The organism is Algirhabdus cladophorae (assembly GCF_044772865.1).
GTDB classification, from domain to species: Bacteria; Pseudomonadota; Alphaproteobacteria; order Rhodobacterales; family Rhodobacteraceae; genus Algirhabdus; species Algirhabdus cladophorae.
Map to the genome: position 1 here is coordinate 753,306 of NZ_CP173029.1, position 15,107 is coordinate 768,412.

Below are 15,107 nucleotides of genomic sequence, written 5' to 3' on the forward strand. Positions count from 1 at the left end.
AGCGAGGGGGAACAGTTGAACAGGGGCAGGGCATGGCACTTTGGGTATTTGGATATGGGTCGCTCCTGTGGAATCCGGGATTTGATGTAGCCGAGGAACAAATGGCGGTGCTTGAAGGCTATCACCGGTCTTTTTCCATGTGGTCGATCCATCATCGCGGCACCCCTACGGATCGCGGTTTGGTTCTGGCGCTGGATGCCAGTGCTGGTGCATCCTGTCAGGGTGTGGCGTTGCGCGCCAAACCGGGGACTGAGGAGGCGACATTGGCGGAACTGCGTGCCCGTGAGTTAATCTCTTCGGCTTATTTTGAGCAAATCTTGCCAGTGCGCTTGCATGATGGGCGGCAAATCGAGGCTGTGAGTTATGTTATTGACCCGCAGCACGACCAATACACTGGGCCGCAAAGCCTCGAGACCCAAGCGCAGATCATTGCCCGTGCCAAAGGTGACCGTGGGCCAAACAGCGAATATTTGCACAATACACAGGCCCATTTGGTGAAAATTGGGATCCATGACCCTGATTTGGAATGGTTGGACGCGCGCGTGCGCCAGATCGCAGGTTAGCCCTTGGCGAAGCTTACGGCTTGGAATAGGATTGCCCCAATAAAAACAGGCGAAAGTACCCTAACATGGGCATGACCGAGCAAGAGGCAAAGCCGTATTTCTCGCAACCGATCCGACAAATTACCTTGATGCTACTGTCATTGGGTTTGGTCGCGGTGGGGGCGTATCTGGCGTTTCCAGCGGTATCTCCGGTGTTTTTGGCCAACCCCTACTTGAACGGCTTTATCCTGCTGGTGTTTGCCATCGGGGTCATTGCGTGTTTTTGGCAGGTTGTGTCGCTGATCAAATCAGTGAACTGGATCGAAGGGTTCGCCAGCAATCGCGTAGGGCATCAAATGACCCTTGCGCCGCAACTTTTGGCCCCCTTGGCGGCCTTGCTGCGCTCGCGCAAAGCCCAGATGAAGGTGTCATCGTCGTCGTCGCAATCCATTCTGGATTCTGTGGCTACGCGGATTGATGAGGCCCGTGAGATCACGCGCTATATTGTCAACCTTTTGATTTTCTTGGGCCTTTTGGGGACGTTTTATGGCTTGGCGACGACTGTTCCTGCATTGGTCGAAACCATTCGAGGCCTTGCTCCGCAAGAAGGCGAAGGCGGGGTGGAAATTTTCGCGCGGCTCATGGGCGGGTTAGAGAACCAGTTGCAGGGCATGGGGGTGGCGTTTGCCTCGTCCCTTTTGGGCCTTGCAGGGTCACTGGTCGTTGGCCTTTTGGAACTTTTTGCAAGCCACGGACAGAACCGGTTCTATCGCGAATTGGAAGAATGGCTGTCGTCGATCACGCGTATCGGCTTTTCCTCAACCGATGGCGACAGTTCTGGCGAACAGAACTTTATGGCCGGTGTTCTGGACAGCATGGCCGAACAGATGGAAAGCATGCAGTTGATGTTTGTGCAGTCTGATGCGGCGCGATCCCATACGGATGAAAAACTGGGGCAACTCGCTGAAGCTATTGGTCGCATGGCCCAATCGAAGGACGATGGCGGATCCAATGCAGATCTGTTGCGCATCGCTGAAGGGCAAGAAGCGCTGTTGACCAAGCTCAATTCAGAAAGCATGGGGGACGGGTTGGATGCCGAGGCGCGGATGCGCCTGCGGTCTATAGATGTACAATTGCTGCGGATCCTCGAAGAAATGGCCGCCGGTCGGCAGGAATCCGTGGCTGACTTGCGCGCCGAGATTGCGCAATTGACTCAAACCATTCGCAACGCAACCGAGCGGGGCTAACCATGGCTTTGTCGCGGCGCACAGGGCAGCGATTTCAGGCCTCGATCTGGCCCGGTTTTGTTGATGCGATGACGGCTCTTTTACTGGTGCTGATGTTTGTGCTGACTATCTTTATGATTGTCCAGTTTATGCTGCGTGAGACGATCACGGGCCAAGAGACGGAGTTGGATGAACTCAGCGCCGAAGTTGTTTCGCTGTCGCAGGCCTTGGGCCTTGAACGCAATCGGGCGCGTAACCTCGAGGCGGATGTTGGGATCCTCGAAAGCAATCTTATCTCGGCCCGTGATCGGGTTGCGGTGTTGTCTGCACAGGTGCAGAGGCAAGAAACGGCCCTTGATACGGCACAAAACCGGATCACCAGTTTTGAGGCGCAGGTCGCTGGCTTATTGGCGGAACGTGACACTGATCGTGCCCAGATTGCGGCGTTGGAAGGTGAACAGGCGGACCTGCTCAGCACTCAAGAGGCGCTCAACCTTGCATTGGCTGACGCCCGTAGTGAAATCGACACAGCCGCTGAACAGGCCCGTTTGGCTGCAGCCCGGCGCGAGGCATTGCAGGCGTTGATCGCCCAACTAGAGGCTGATGCCGCTGATCAAACAGCGCGGCTGGCGGAAAATGCCGAGGCCCTGAATGCCGCCGAGGCGGCGCGCTTGGCCGATGCAGCGGCTGCGCAAGCATTACGCGAGCGTTTGCAAGGCGCTGAGGATGAACTGACTGCCATGACTTTGGCACTGGAGGCCAAGCGTCGAGAGGCCGAGGAAACTCTGACCCTTTTGGCAGCGGCGCAGGATGCTCAGGAAAATCTTGATGTCAAATTGGCGGCGGCATTGCTAGCGCAAGGCGCATTGCAAAGCCAATTGGGTACCGCTCGCCAAGACCTCGCACAATCGCAAGAGGCATTGGCCCTTGAGCAATCCCAGCGCAGCGAGGCCGAAACAGATCGTGCAGCACAGGCGGTTGCTTTGGCTGAACTTGAGGCACGGCTCGCGTCGCTGGATGAAACGCAAAAGGCGTTGCTCGAACAGCGTGCTGCAGAAGCCGCCGCATTGCTCACCTTGGAAACGCGTCTGGAAGGTATGAGCGCCGAGGCGGTAGCACTTGAGGCCGAGCGGGCGGAACAGGCCGCGCGCTTGTTACAGGCTGAACAAGTGATCGCGCAGCTGACCGATCAACGCGATGCTTTGCAATCCCAGCAGGCCCAGACCGAACAGGATTTGGCAGCGGCGCAAACCCAAGCCGATCAATTGGGTCCGCAGGCGGAACGCATTGCTGCTTTGGAGGCGCGCGTGGCGGCTTTGACTGCGCAGACCAGCGATGTGCAACGAGATCGCGCCGAAGTGGCCGCGCAATTGGCCGCGGCGCTGGCCGCCAAACTAGCCGCCGAGCGGGTCAAAGAGCAAACTTTGACTGAAGCCGAGCGTCGATCGGTGCTCCTGTCGCAAGCCAATTCAGAGCTGTCGCAGGTGCAGGCCAGATCCGCAGAAGATCAGCGCAAACTGGCCCTTTTGAACGAACAGGTGGCCGCGTTACGCGGTCAATTGGGAACGCTTCAGGCCCTTCTGGATGCCGCGGCCGAAGCAGACGATGCGTCGGATGTGCAATTACAGGCCTTGGGCAGTGAGTTGAACGCAGCACTGGCCCGCGCCGCTGCCGAGGAACGCCGTCGTCGTCAGCTTGAAGAGGCGGAACGCAAACGCCTCGAGGCCGAAGCGCAGGACCTTGAACGCTACAGATCAGAATTTTTTGGCCAGTTGCGGGATGTGTTGGGTGCCCAAGACGGCGTGCAGATCGTTGGCGACCGCTTTGTCTTTTCGTCCGAGGTTCTGTTTCCTCCCGGTGGGGCCGTTCTGTCCGTTGAAGGGCAGGGCGAGATCGCCAAGATCGCTGATATTCTAAGACGTGTCGCGGTGGATATTCCCGACGGGATTGATTGGGTCATCCGGGTTGATGGGCATACGGACAATGTACCGCTATCCGGCCTAGGAGAGTTTTCTGATAACTGGGAATTGTCGCAGGCGCGCGCGCTGTCGGTTGTGCGCTATATGGCCAGTTTTTTGGGCATTCCGCCGGACCGTCTGTCGGCCAACGGGTTTGGGCAATATCAGCCGCTCAACCCTGCGGACACGCCCGAGGCGCGGGCGCAAAATCGGCGCATCGAATTGAAGTTCACTGAAAAGTAGCGGTCACTCGATGCGTTGGACGACTTGGCGCGTATCGATCATTTGACCGCCACGAAACAGCTCAACAATGCCGGTGTAAGTGCCAGCGGGCCATTCATCTTGGGTGCGTTTTTTGCCCGCAGCGCGGAAAAACAGGGCCCGGTTGCGGGTCAGAGGCTGACTGTTTTGAGTGATTTCACCGTCTGGTCCCATCAATCGCAGTGAAAAAACGTCGCCTTCCTGGGCCATATGTCCAAACCCCCAAAGAACCAAAGCGGGGGCGGTTACATCGATGTCGCGCTCGGCTGCTGTGCCGGCTTTTATATCTGCATATTCGGGGACTTTGGTGGCGAAACCAGCGGTGATAACGCCGCCCGGTTCGTAGTCCGGTGCTTCCAGCCAGAGCGTCTTTTCCGTTTCAGGCGCGCCACAGCTTTCGGCGGCTGGGGCGAAGGGATCGACGACTTCGTTGTCTTTGCGAAGAGTCAAATGCACATGAGGGAATTGCGTTTTACCAGAAAGGCCGACGCGGCCCAAAACAGCGCCCATAGCCACGCGTTGGCCTTTTATGACAGACACGCTGTCTTGTTCTAGGTGGCAATATTGCGTGGTCCAGCCGTCGCCGTGACGAATGACAACGCCGTTCCCGCATTCTATTCCCTCGACTTGGTCTGCATTTTCAGCCGAATAGATCTGGTCGGGCACCCCATCGCGCAGGCCAATGACTGTGCCGGGGGCCGCGGCAATCACGTTCACACCAAGCTCCATCGCGCGCAGCGAGGGCAGGGCAAAATCAGTGCCTTTGTGCCCCTCATATGTGGTCAGGCCACATCTGAAATCACGCCTTTCGGGTGAGGGATCACTGTCTACAAAATGCTGGATATAACAGTCGTCGCCCAAGGTGCAGTCAATTGGCAGACCAAAGAGGGGCCCTCGCGCCACCGCAGGGGTGGCGAGAAGGCAAAGTATTAACGCAGGCCTTATCACTCGGCGGTGAGTAGCGGCGGCTTTTTCTTGGACGACAGACGCGCTGTAGGCACCGGCATTGTCTTGAGATCCAGCTCGCCGTTTTTGACGCCGACCTTCACAACGCCGCCTTTGGCCAGTTTGCCAAAGAGCAGTTCTTCTGCCAGCGGTTTTTTGATGTGCTCTTGGATCACGCGGCCCAGTGGGCGCGCTCCCATTTTGTCATCATAGCCCTTTTCGGCCAGCCATTCTGCGGCGGGATTGCTCAGTTCGATAGTCACATTGCGATCCATCAACTGGTTTTCCAATTGCAGAACGAATTTCTCCACCACTTTGAGGATGACATTCTTGGGCAGTGGGCCAAAGCTAACCACAGCATCCAGACGGTTGCGGAATTCCGGCGAGAATGTCCGCTCGATGGCTGCTGTATCCTCGCCAGTGCGGCGATCGCGGCCAAAGCCGATGGCGGATTTGGCTTGCTCTGTGGCACCCGCGTTTGATGTCATGATCAGGATCACATTGCGGAAATCGACCGTGCGGCCATTATGGTCGGTCAGTGTCCCGTGATCCATAACCTGCAACAGGATGTTGTAGACATCAGGGTGTGCCTTTTCCATCTCGTCCAGCAACAACACACAATGCGGATGTTGATCCACGCCATCGGTCAGCATGCCACCTTGGTCAAAGCCCACATAACCGGGAGGGGCGCCGATGAGGCGCGATACCGCGTGTTTTTCCATGTACTCAGACATGTCAAACCGCAGCAACTCGACCCCAAGTGTGTCTGCCAATTGCTTGGCCACTTCGGTTTTACCGACGCCTGTCGGGCCCGCAAACAAGTAGTTGCCGATGGGTTTTTCTGGCTCACGCAGACCGGCACGGGCAAGTTTGATTGCCGAGGACAGCGCGTCGATGGCTGCGTCTTGGCCAAAGACCACCCGTTTGAGCGACTTTTCTAGATCGCGCAGCACTTCTGCGTCGTCTTTCGAGACGTTTTTCGGCGGGATCCGTGCGATTTTTGCAACCACGGTTTCGATCTCTTTGGTGCCGATGGTTTTGCGACGCTTGGATTCTGCAACCAGATGTTGGGCGGCACCCGCTTCATCGATCACATCGATGGCTTTATCGGGCAGTTTACGGTCGTTAATATAGCGCGCAGATAGCTCCACGGCGGTTTTGATCGCATCGGCGGTGTATTTGATCGAGTGGTGATCCTCAAAATAAGGCTTGAGGCCCTGCAGGATTTTCACGGCATCATCCACAGATGGCTCGTTCACATCAATTTTCTGGAATCGACGCGACAGCGCGCGATCCTTTTCAAAGTGCTGACGGAACTCTTTATACGTGGTCGAGCCCATGCAGCGTAATTTGCCGCCCTGCAACGCAGGTTTCAGCAAGTTGGACGCGTCCATCGCGCCGCCCGAGGTCGCACCTGCGCCAATGACAGTGTGGATTTCATCAATGAACAAAACGGCGTCATCGTGGTCTTCCATTTCGGTCATCACGGCTTTCAGACGTTCCTCAAAATCACCGCGATAGCGCGTACCTGCTAGGAGTGCGCCCATATCCAGCGAATAGATCGTGGCATTGGACAGTACTGCAGGGGTTTCGCCCGCAACAATTTTACGTGCCAAACCTTCGGCGATTGCGGTTTTACCAACGCCGGGATCACCAACCAACAGCGGGTTGTTTTTGCGGCGACGGCACAGGACCTGAACGCAGCGTTCCACCTCATGCGAGCGACCAATCAACGGGTCGATCTCGTTCTTGCGGGCCTTGGCGTTCAAATCGACACAGTATTTATCCAGCGCGCTTTCTTTTTCGTCGCCTTCGGTCACGCCTTGGCTTTCTTCCTCAAGGTTTGAGGTGCCAGAAACGGGGCGAGCCTCACCATAAGACGGATCTTTTGCGACCCCGTGGGCGATAAAGTTCACGGCGTCATAACGGGTCATGTCCTGCTCTTGCAGGAAGTAGGCTGCGTTGCTTTCGCGTTCAGCAAAGATGGCAACCAGAACGTTCGCGCCGGTGACTTCGGTGCGGCCCGAGGATTGGACATGGATCGCGGCGCGTTGGATCACGCGCTGGAACGCCGCCGTTGGGACAGCTTCGGACCCGTCTACATCTGTCATCAACGATTGCAGATCGTCGTCGATAAATTCGACAAGGGTTTTGCGCAGCTCTTCGAGATCAACAGAACAGGCCTGCATTACCTTAGCGGCGTCAGGTTCGTCGATTAGAGCAAGCAACAAGTGTTCCAGCGTCGCAAGTTCGTGTTTGCGGGCATTGGCCAGTGCCAGCGCGGAATGAATGGCCTGTTCCAGTGTGTTTGAAAATGATGGCACGTTGGCTGCTCCTTCATATGAGGGTCAAAGAGGGCAGAGGGCCCACATCGACCGTGGCCTTATAGATGTTAAGGATCGGTTTTATTTCCGAACCTTCAAGTGCAAATTTGCCTTTAATCGTCACAAACCCGCTAGTTTTTAACTTTTTGCTAAAAAACTCGGCTTTGATCGTGATGCGTCGATCAAAAATTGTCTTTCCGGCGACGGATCTCACCAAAAACCTCGGCGGCTCCATCACCAGCCATATCTAGCCCTGCCTGAACGCTGTGCAAGTCCGCGCGCAAAAAAGGGTTGGTCGCAATTTCCAGAGCAAGGCTGGATGGCACCGTGGGCTGATTGGCGTCGCGGGCTGCGTCAATATCTGCGATGCGTGCGATAAGGTCCGGATTATCCGGTTCAATCGTTATAGCAAAGCGCCCATTGGCGGCAGTGTATTCGTGACCTGAATAAACAGTGGTAGTCTGAGGCAAGGCGCGAATGCGCAAAAGGGACTCCCACATTTGCGCTGGAGTGCCTTCAAACAATCGTCCGCATCCCAAGGCCATCAGGCTGTCTGCTGTGAACACAGCCTCTGTAGCGGCCATATAAAAAGCCACGTGTCCCACTGTGTGGCCGCTGACGTCAAATACATCTGTTGTCAGGCCACAGGTTTCAAAACTGTCTCCATCCGCGACTGCCAGATCAAGATCCGGCAGGCGATGGGCATCTGCGGCAGCCCCAATGACCCGACAGCCAAAAGCAGCGCGCAGATCCTCGACCGCTTCGACGTGGTCATGGTGGTGATGGGTGATCAGCAGATCGTCCAAGGTCCAGCCCTTGGTTTCCAGTGCGGCCATCAAGGGCGCGGTTTCAGGCGCGTCGACCAAAGCGGTCTGGCCGGTGTCAGAGTTGTGGATCAAGAAGGCGTAGTTGTCTGCGCGGCAGGGAACTGTCAAAATGTCGATTGCCATAGCCAAGTGATCCTGTTTGGGTGCTCTTGGCTGAAAGTCTTGCGCAAACTCGACAGGATCGCAATGCATCTGGACGTTTTGGATCTGAGAAACTTTTATTATCGTTCGACCCTTGGGCGGCGGGCGCAATCGGTGATCCGTGGGCGTGTCCAACAGTTTTGGCCCAAGGCCACGGATGAATTCGTGGCGGGCTTTGGATTTACTGTGCCGCTTTTGCGTCCCTACCTGAGTGATGCGCGGCGCATCGTGGCCTTGATGCCGGGGCCGCAAGGCGTGATGCCTTGGCCGCAAGAAGGCCGCAACGTCAGCGTGCTGACCGAAGATCGCTGGTGGCCGCTGCACCACGGTGAAGTAGACAAGCTGATCGTCATGCACGGTTTGGAAACATCAGAAACCCCGACGGATGTGTTGAACGAGGCGGCGCGGGTTTTGTCGCCCTCGGGCAAAGTATTGTTCATTGTGCCAAATCGGGCAGGGCTTTGGGCGCGGCGGGATCGCACACCTTTTGGCTACGGGCGGCCCTATTCCCCGATCCAGCTTGAGGCGCAAATGAAACGCCACGGGTTTACCACCGAACGCACGGGATCGGTTCTGTATCAACCGCCGAGCCATCGCAAACTTTGGACCAAGACCGCAGGCGCCTTTGAGGCGATTGGCGCGCATCTTCCCTTTGCAGCAGGCGGCGTTTTGATGGTTGAGGCAAGCAAGCAAACCTATGCGCCGCGCAGACCCGGCAAACCCGCCCCCGCCAAAAAGGCGCTGGAGGCGCTGGAGGGGCTGGCGCGGCCCGAACCAAAACCAGTGTAAAATCTGCAATAATTTCCACCGGGAATCGCTTTTTTCGCGGAATTCTTAACTTTTTAGTCGGTTTAGGTGCGACACATTCGGTCGCACCCTGCCTAAGCCCTTTATTTTCATGGAAAAGACCAATCACGCAAACGCGACAACAGGTGTTGCGGGGCGCATGTTGCTCTGTTACATCCGCGTGGAAATCAACCGGCTTGCGTCTCGCGTGGGCCATCACGCCTGCAAATTCGCCAAATCCGGCGGCATTTGGGGCCAAAGACTATCGAAAGGGTGGACGTGTCCGAACCAGCTTCGATTTCCTCAGGCATCGCGCAACGCTATGCCACGGCCGTGTTTGAATTGGCCAAAGAAGGCAAGAAACTGAAAGCTCTGCAAGCTGACGTTGACGCATTAGATGCGGCTTTGTCGGAGAGTGCAGATTTCCGCAACCTGATTACCAGCCCCATCTACACCCGTGACGCCCAAGGCGCTGCGGTTGCTGCTATTGGCAAAAAGATGAAGCTGTCGCCAACTGTCGGCAACACTTTGAACCTGATGGCGTCCAAGCGCCGGTTGTTCGTGTTGCCCCAGATGATCGCGCAATTGCGTGATCTGCTGGCCGAAGACAAAGGCGAAGTTACCGCCGAAGTCACTGCCGCCAAAGCATTGACAAAAGCCCAGACAGACAAACTGGCCAAAGAGTTGAAATCAACCGTTGGCAAAACAGTGAATATCAAGACGACCGTTGATGAAAGCCTCATCGGCGGTCTTATCGTTAAAGTGGGTTCCAAGATGATCGACACTTCGATCCGCTCGAAACTCGCAGCCCTTCAAAATACCATGAAAGAGGTCGGATAACATGGCGATCCAAGCTGCAGAAATCTCTGCGATCCTGAAAGACCAGATCAAAAACTTTGGTCAAGAAGCAGAAGTGGCCGAAGTGGGCCGTGTGTTGTCCGTCGGTGACGGTATTGCCCGTGTCTACGGTCTGGACAATGTCCAAGCCGGTGAAATGGTGGAATTCCCCGGTGGTATTCAGGGCATGGCCCTGAACCTTGAAAGCGACAACGTTGGTGTTGTTATCTTCGGGACCGACCGCGATATTAAAGAAGGTGACACTGTTAAGCGCACCAACTCGATCGTGGACGTGCCAACAGGCGACGCGCTGCTGGGTCGTGTTGTTGACGGTCTGGGCAACCCGCTGGACGGCAAGGGCCCGATCAAAACGAAAACACGTGGTGTTGCTGACGTCAAAGCGCCGGGCATTATCCCACGTAAATCGGTTCACGAGCCGATGGCCACAGGCCTGAAGTCCGTTGATGCGATGATCCCCGTTGGCCGTGGTCAGCGTGAACTCGTTATTGGTGACCGTCAGACAGGTAAAACTGCCGTGGCATTGGACGCCATTCTGAACCAGAAGTCTTACAACGACGCTGCTGGCGATGATGAAAGCAAGAAACTGTACTGCATCTATGTTGCGGTTGGCCAAAAGCGGTCCACAGTGGCGCAGTTGGTGAAAAAGTTGGAGGAAAGCGGCGCGATTGAATATTCCATCGTTGTTGCAGCGACAGCTTCTGACCCGGCGCCTATGCAGTTCTTGGCACCGTATTCTGCAACTGCCATGGCAGAGTTTTTCCGCGACAACGGCCGTCACGCCCTGATCATCTATGATGATTTGTCCAAACAGGCCGTGTCCTACCGTCAAATGTCTCTGTTGCTGCGTCGTCCACCCGGACGTGAAGCCTATCCCGGTGACGTTTTCTATCTTCACTCCCGTTTGCTGGAACGCTCCTGTAAACTGAACGAAGATTACGGTTCTGGTTCCTTGACGGCTCTGCCGATCATTGAGACCCAAGGCGGTGACGTGTCGGCCTTTATTCCGACAAACGTGATTTCGATCACTGACGGTCAGATCTTCTTGGAGACTGAACTTTTCTACCAAGGGATCCGTCCTGCGGTGAACACAGGTCTGTCTGTGTCCCGTGTTGGTTCGTCCGCGCAAACAAACGCGATGAAATCTGTGGCAGGCCCAGTGAAACTGGAATTGGCGCAGTACCGCGAGATGGCGGCCTTTGCCCAGTTCGGGTCGGATTTGGATGCAGCCACACAGCAGTTGCTGAACCGTGGTGCGCGTTTGACCGAGCTGATGAAGCAGCCTCAGTATTCGCCATTGACCAACGCGGAAATCGTCTGCGTGATCTTTGCTGGTACACAAGGTTACCTCGATAAAATCGAGGTGTCTGATGTGGGCCGCTTTGAGGCAGGCCTTCTGGCCCACCTTCGCGGTAAGCACAGCGATTTGCTGGACATGATCACCAACGAAGATCCAAAAATCAAAGGCGACGCCGAAGCGAAAATTCGCGCCGCTCTGGATGAATTCGCCGCAGACTTCGCATAAGGGGGCCATAACAAATGGCAAACCTGAAGGACCTTAAAACGCGGATCGAGAGTGTAAAAAACACTCGGAAGATCACGAAAGCCATGCAAATGGTTGCCGCGGCGAAACTTCGCCGCGCGCAGGAAAGTGCGGAAGCCTCGCGTCCCTACACAGAACGGTTTAATGCCGTTATGGCCGGACTTGCGGCTTCTGTTGGCGGCTCGGACAGTGCACCGAAACTGTTGTCAGGTACTGGCAGCGACCAAGTGCATCTGTTGGTTGTTATGACTGCAGAACGCGGTTTGTGCGGCGGCTTTAACGGCAACATCGCGCGCTTGGCCAAGGCCAAAGCGAACGAATTGCTGGCAGCTGGCAAAACTGTGAAAATCGTCACTGTTGGCAAAAAGGGCCGGGATGCGATCAAACGCGACCTCGGCGACTATTTTGTGAACCACGTTGATATGACTGATGTCAAACGTGTGGGCTACAACGACGCACGCGGTATCGCCAAGGATATTTTGGCGCAGTTTGATGCAGGCGAATTTGACGTCGCTACGATCTTCTATGCCAAATTCCAAAACGTTGTGACGCAAATCCCGACAGCGCAGCAGATCATTCCTGCCTCCTTTGAGGCGGATGAGGATGCAGGCGACACGGACACCATCTACGACTACGAGCCATCCGAAGAGGCCATTTTGGCCGATTTGCTGCCCCGTGGTGTGGCAACGGCCATCTTCAGCGCCTTGCTGGAAAATGGCGCGTCCGAGCAAGGTGCACGGATGTCTGCGATGGACAACGCGACCCGCAACGCAGGTGAAATGATCGACAAGCTGACAATCGAGTTCAACCGCTCGCGTCAGGCTGTGATTACCAACGAACTGATCGAAATTATTTCGGGCGCGGAAGCGCTGTAAGAAAAGAACCGGAGAAACGACATGGCAAATGCAAAAGGCAAAGTGACCCAGGTCATCGGCGCTGTTGTCGACGTGCAATTCGAGGATGCTCTGCCAGAGATCCTGAACGCGCTGACGACTGAAAATAACGGCAACAAACTGGTTCTGGAAGTGGCCCAGCACCTTGGTGAGAACACAGTTCGCGCGATTGCGATGGACGCGACCGAGGGTCTGGTTCGTGGTGCCGCAGTAGAAGATTCCGGTGCACCTATCTCGGTGCCTACTGGTGCCGGTACATTGGGCCGCATCATGAACGTTGTGGGCGACGCAATCGACGAGAAAGGCCCCGTTGAGGCCAAAGAATATCGTCCGATCCACGGCGACGCGCCAACATTCGCCGAGCAGTCCACCGAGACTGAGATCCTTGTTACAGGCATCAAAGTGATCGACTTGCTGGCCCCTTATACGAAGGGTGGTAAAATTGGCCTCTTCGGTGGTGCGGGTGTTGGTAAAACAGTTTTGATCATGGAATTGATCAACAACATCGCCAAAGTACACTCTGGTCTGTCCGTGTTTGCGGGTGTGGGCGAGCGTACACGCGAAGGCAACGACCTTTACCACGAGATGATCGAATCCGGCGTTATCGTTCCTGACGATATGGCGTCGTCGAAAATTGCGCTGGTCTACGGCCAGATGAACGAGCCTCCCGGTGCGCGTATGCGTATTGCTTTGACTGGTTTGACACTGGCCGAGCAGTTCCGCGACGAATCCGGTTCAGACGTTTTGTTCTTCGTGGACAACATCTTCCGCTTTACCCAAGCCGGTTCCGAAGTTTCCGCGCTGTTGGGTCGTATCCCATCTGCTGTGGGCTACCAGCCAACACTGGCCACCGACATGGGTGCCATGCAGGAACGGATCGCATCGACCAAATCCGGTTCGATTACCTCCGTTCAAGCCGTTTATGTTCCTGCGGATGACTTGACCGACCCGGCACCAGCTACATCCTTTGCTCACTTGGATGCGACGACCGTTTTGGATCGTTCAATCTCGGAAAAAGGCATCTACCCTGCGGTTGATCCACTGGGGTCCACATCGCGCCTGCTGGATCCGTTGATCATCGGTGAAGAGCACTACAAAGTGGCGACAGACGTGCAGCAAATTCTGCAGCGCTATAAGTCTTTGCAAGACATCATCGCCATTCTCGGCATGGACGAATTGTCCGAGGACGACAAAATGACTGTGACCCGCGCCCGTAAGATCGAGCGTTTCTTGTCCCAGCCGTTCGATGTTGCGAAAGTGTTCACTGGCGCAGACGGCAAGCAGGTTCCATTGGATGACACAATCGCGTCGTTCAAAGCCGTTGTTGCCGGCGAATACGACCACTTGCCAGAAGGCGCGTTCTACATGGTAGGCGGCATTGAAGAAGTGATCGCTAAGGCCGAAAAACTGGCAGCAGACGCTGCGTAAGGATAGTTGATTATGGCAGGTACGATGCAATTCGACTTGGTAAGCCCAGAACGCAGTCTTGCGTCGCTTGAGGTATCCGAAGTGCAGGTTCCGGGTGCGGACGGTGATTTTACCGCCATGCCAGACCACGCTCCGACGATTTCGTCACTGCGTCCAGGTATGCTGCGTGTGGTTCATGCAGGCGGCACAGACGAATATGTGGTCAGCGGCGGCTTTGCCGAAGTGTCTGGCACAGGTCTGTCGGTTCTTGCTGAACGCGCTGTCCCCAAGGCTGAGATGACGCAAGACATCTTTGATCAGATGATCGAAGAGGCCGCCAACAACTCAGCAGAGGCCTATGACAACGAACCTGGTCCCGTCGATGAGGCCGCAAAAATGCTGGCGGATATGGTGGCTATGGGCAGCGAGATCGGCCTGTCCGCCAAGTAACGCGGACGACCCCAAAAACCTAGCAAAGCCCCGTTTTTCAGCGGGGCTTTTTGCATTGAAAGTTGGATTAGATTTGAACCAACGTCCAAATTATTTGCTAAAAATATCAGCACCTCGGCACGTCAAGGTGACGAAAGGTAAGGTTTTCCCCCATTGGTGACAAATCTATGATTTGGTAACGAAAGATATGTAATTGAAACGCCTTTCTTCGTGTTGGATTTTTCTGAATGACATTCGATTTCTCGTCATTTTTGACGAACAACCCTCTTGCTGTCTTTGGCTTGATTTCCGGCGCATTAAGCGTTTTCTCTTTTCTTCCTTATATTGTCGATACGTTGCGCAAAACGACCAAGCCTGATCGTGCCTCTTGGCTGATTTGGTCAGTTCTCGGGGCGATTTCCTTCACCTCGCAAGTCTATGAAGGCGCTACAACATCCTTGTGGTTCGTGGGCGCCCAAGTTGGGGGAACCATGCTGATTTGTGCATTGTCCGTCTGGCATGGCGCAGGAAGCTACCTAAGCCGCAAGAACCTGATCCTTTTTGCCGTGGCCGCGACAGGGTTGATGTCATGGTACATGACGGATACGGCGATTTATGCGCTGTTGATTGCCATTGCGATCAGCCTGCTGGGCGGGATGGTAACGGTGTCCAAGGCCTATAAAGACCCTGACAGCGAAACCCTGACCACATGGGTGGTATCGCTTTTTGCCGCTGTTTTTGCCGTGGCTTCAGTGGCAGAGCCGACTCTGGTGATGCTGGCCTACCCGATCTATTTGGTGGTTCTTTACACCGCGATTGTCTTGGCCGTGATTACTGCGCGGGGGCGCATGCCCAAACCAATGGTGCAGCAGTCTCAGGGGCGTCCAAACGCCTCTTTCGAACACGCGGCTTAACCTTCGATCACATTGGTGCTTGCGCAGCTCCTAAATTCTGCCCCAATTGCCAAATA

The 15,107-nt window shown here is 55.5% G+C and carries 13 protein-coding genes; 10 read left to right on the top strand and 3 right to left on the bottom strand.

Annotated elements, in window-relative coordinates:
* Positions 1-32: 32 nt before the first annotated feature.
* The 3 genes from ACIRQ6_RS03620 to ACIRQ6_RS03630 all read left to right on the top strand — a co-directional run bounded on the left by ACIRQ6_RS03620 (position 33) and on the right by ACIRQ6_RS03630 (position 3,969).
* Positions 33-563, top strand: coding sequence for a gamma-glutamylcyclotransferase (locus tag ACIRQ6_RS03620; protein WP_420862775.1), 531 nt, complete (start codon positions 33-35; stop codon positions 561-563).
* A 65-nt stretch (positions 564-628) separates the two neighbouring features.
* Positions 629-1,789 carry a biopolymer transporter ExbB gene (locus tag ACIRQ6_RS03625; protein ID WP_420862776.1) on the top strand — a complete coding sequence of 387 codons (1,161 nt, stop codon included), beginning with the start codon at positions 629-631 and terminating at the stop codon, positions 1,787-1,789.
* A 2-nt stretch (positions 1,790-1,791) separates the two neighbouring features.
* Positions 1,792-3,969, top strand: a complete 2,178-nt coding sequence (locus tag ACIRQ6_RS03630) for a peptidoglycan -binding protein (RefSeq protein WP_420862777.1) — start codon at positions 1,792-1,794, stop codon at positions 3,967-3,969.
* A 3-nt stretch (positions 3,970-3,972) separates the two neighbouring features.
* Here ACIRQ6_RS03630 and ACIRQ6_RS03635 read toward each other — a convergent pair whose 3' ends face one another.
* The 3 genes from ACIRQ6_RS03635 to gloB form a co-directional block, all read right to left on the bottom strand.
* Entirely contained in the window at positions 3,973-4,848 is an 876-nt protein-coding gene (locus ACIRQ6_RS03635; protein WP_420862778.1) for a M23 family metallopeptidase, read from the bottom strand.
* A gap of 83 nt (positions 4,849-4,931) precedes the next feature.
* A complete protein-coding gene (gene clpA / locus ACIRQ6_RS03640; RefSeq protein WP_420862779.1) occupies positions 4,932-7,256 on the bottom strand; it encodes an ATP-dependent Clp protease ATP-binding subunit ClpA in 2,325 nt (774 codons plus the stop codon).
* Between the two features lie 182 nt (positions 7,257-7,438).
* Positions 7,439-8,206 carry a hydroxyacylglutathione hydrolase gene (gloB, locus tag ACIRQ6_RS03645; RefSeq protein WP_420862780.1) on the bottom strand — a complete coding sequence of 256 codons (768 nt, stop codon included), beginning with the start codon at positions 8,204-8,206 and terminating at the stop codon, positions 7,439-7,441.
* 63 nt (positions 8,207-8,269) lie between these two features.
* On the opposite strand from gloB, the gene ACIRQ6_RS03650 reads away from it, so the two are divergent.
* The 7 genes from ACIRQ6_RS03650 to ACIRQ6_RS03680 all read left to right on the top strand — a co-directional run bounded on the left by ACIRQ6_RS03650 (position 8,270) and on the right by ACIRQ6_RS03680 (position 15,051).
* The gene (locus tag ACIRQ6_RS03650) at positions 8,270-9,013 is read left to right on the top strand and encodes a hypothetical protein (RefSeq protein WP_420863845.1); all 744 of its coding nucleotides are present in this window, start codon (positions 8,270-8,272) and stop codon (positions 9,011-9,013) included.
* Between the two features lie 270 nt (positions 9,014-9,283).
* Positions 9,284-9,850: a F0F1 ATP synthase subunit delta gene (locus ACIRQ6_RS03655; protein ID WP_420862781.1), complete on the top strand. Its 567-nt coding sequence runs from the start codon at positions 9,284-9,286 to the stop codon at positions 9,848-9,850.
* A 1-nt stretch (position 9,851) separates the two neighbouring features.
* The gene (atpA, locus tag ACIRQ6_RS03660; RefSeq protein WP_420862782.1) at positions 9,852-11,390 is read left to right on the top strand and encodes a F0F1 ATP synthase subunit alpha; all 1,539 of its coding nucleotides are present in this window, start codon (positions 9,852-9,854) and stop codon (positions 11,388-11,390) included.
* Positions 11,391-11,404: 14 nt separating this feature from the next.
* Complete coding sequence (locus ACIRQ6_RS03665) at positions 11,405-12,283, top strand: F0F1 ATP synthase subunit gamma (RefSeq protein WP_420862783.1); 879 nt, start codon at positions 11,405-11,407, stop codon at positions 12,281-12,283.
* A 21-nt stretch (positions 12,284-12,304) separates the two neighbouring features.
* Complete coding sequence (gene atpD, locus ACIRQ6_RS03670; RefSeq protein ID WP_420862784.1) at positions 12,305-13,729, top strand: F0F1 ATP synthase subunit beta; 1,425 nt, start codon at positions 12,305-12,307, stop codon at positions 13,727-13,729.
* Between the two features lie 12 nt (positions 13,730-13,741).
* On the top strand, positions 13,742-14,158 hold the full coding sequence (locus tag ACIRQ6_RS03675; protein ID WP_420862786.1) for a F0F1 ATP synthase subunit epsilon: 417 nt from the start codon (positions 13,742-13,744) through the stop codon (positions 14,156-14,158).
* A 227-nt stretch (positions 14,159-14,385) separates the two neighbouring features.
* A complete protein-coding gene (locus ACIRQ6_RS03680; protein WP_420862787.1) occupies positions 14,386-15,051 on the top strand; it encodes a hypothetical protein in 666 nt (221 codons plus the stop codon).
* Positions 15,052-15,107 lie beyond the last annotated feature (56 nt).

Coding starts and splice junctions, on each gene's coding strand:
- ACIRQ6_RS03620 (WP_420862775.1), top strand. CDS start 33: ATGGCACTTTGGGTATTTGGATATGGGTCGCTCCTGTGGAATCCGGGA.
- ACIRQ6_RS03625 (WP_420862776.1), top strand. CDS start 629: ATGGGCATGACCGAGCAAGAGGCAAAGCCGTATTTCTCGCAACCGATC.
- ACIRQ6_RS03630 (WP_420862777.1), top strand. CDS start 1,792: ATGGCTTTGTCGCGGCGCACAGGGCAGCGATTTCAGGCCTCGATCTGG.
- gloB (WP_420862780.1), bottom strand. CDS start 8,206: ATGGCAATCGACATTTTGACAGTTCCCTGCCGCGCAGACAACTACGCC.
- ACIRQ6_RS03650 (WP_420863845.1), top strand. CDS start 8,270: ATGCATCTGGACGTTTTGGATCTGAGAAACTTTTATTATCGTTCGACC.
- atpA (WP_420862782.1), top strand. CDS start 9,852: ATGGCGATCCAAGCTGCAGAAATCTCTGCGATCCTGAAAGACCAGATC.
- ACIRQ6_RS03665 (WP_420862783.1), top strand. CDS start 11,405: ATGGCAAACCTGAAGGACCTTAAAACGCGGATCGAGAGTGTAAAAAAC.
- atpD (WP_420862784.1), top strand. CDS start 12,305: ATGGCAAATGCAAAAGGCAAAGTGACCCAGGTCATCGGCGCTGTTGTC.
- ACIRQ6_RS03675 (WP_420862786.1), top strand. CDS start 13,742: ATGGCAGGTACGATGCAATTCGACTTGGTAAGCCCAGAACGCAGTCTT.
- ACIRQ6_RS03680 (WP_420862787.1), top strand. CDS start 14,386: ATGACATTCGATTTCTCGTCATTTTTGACGAACAACCCTCTTGCTGTC.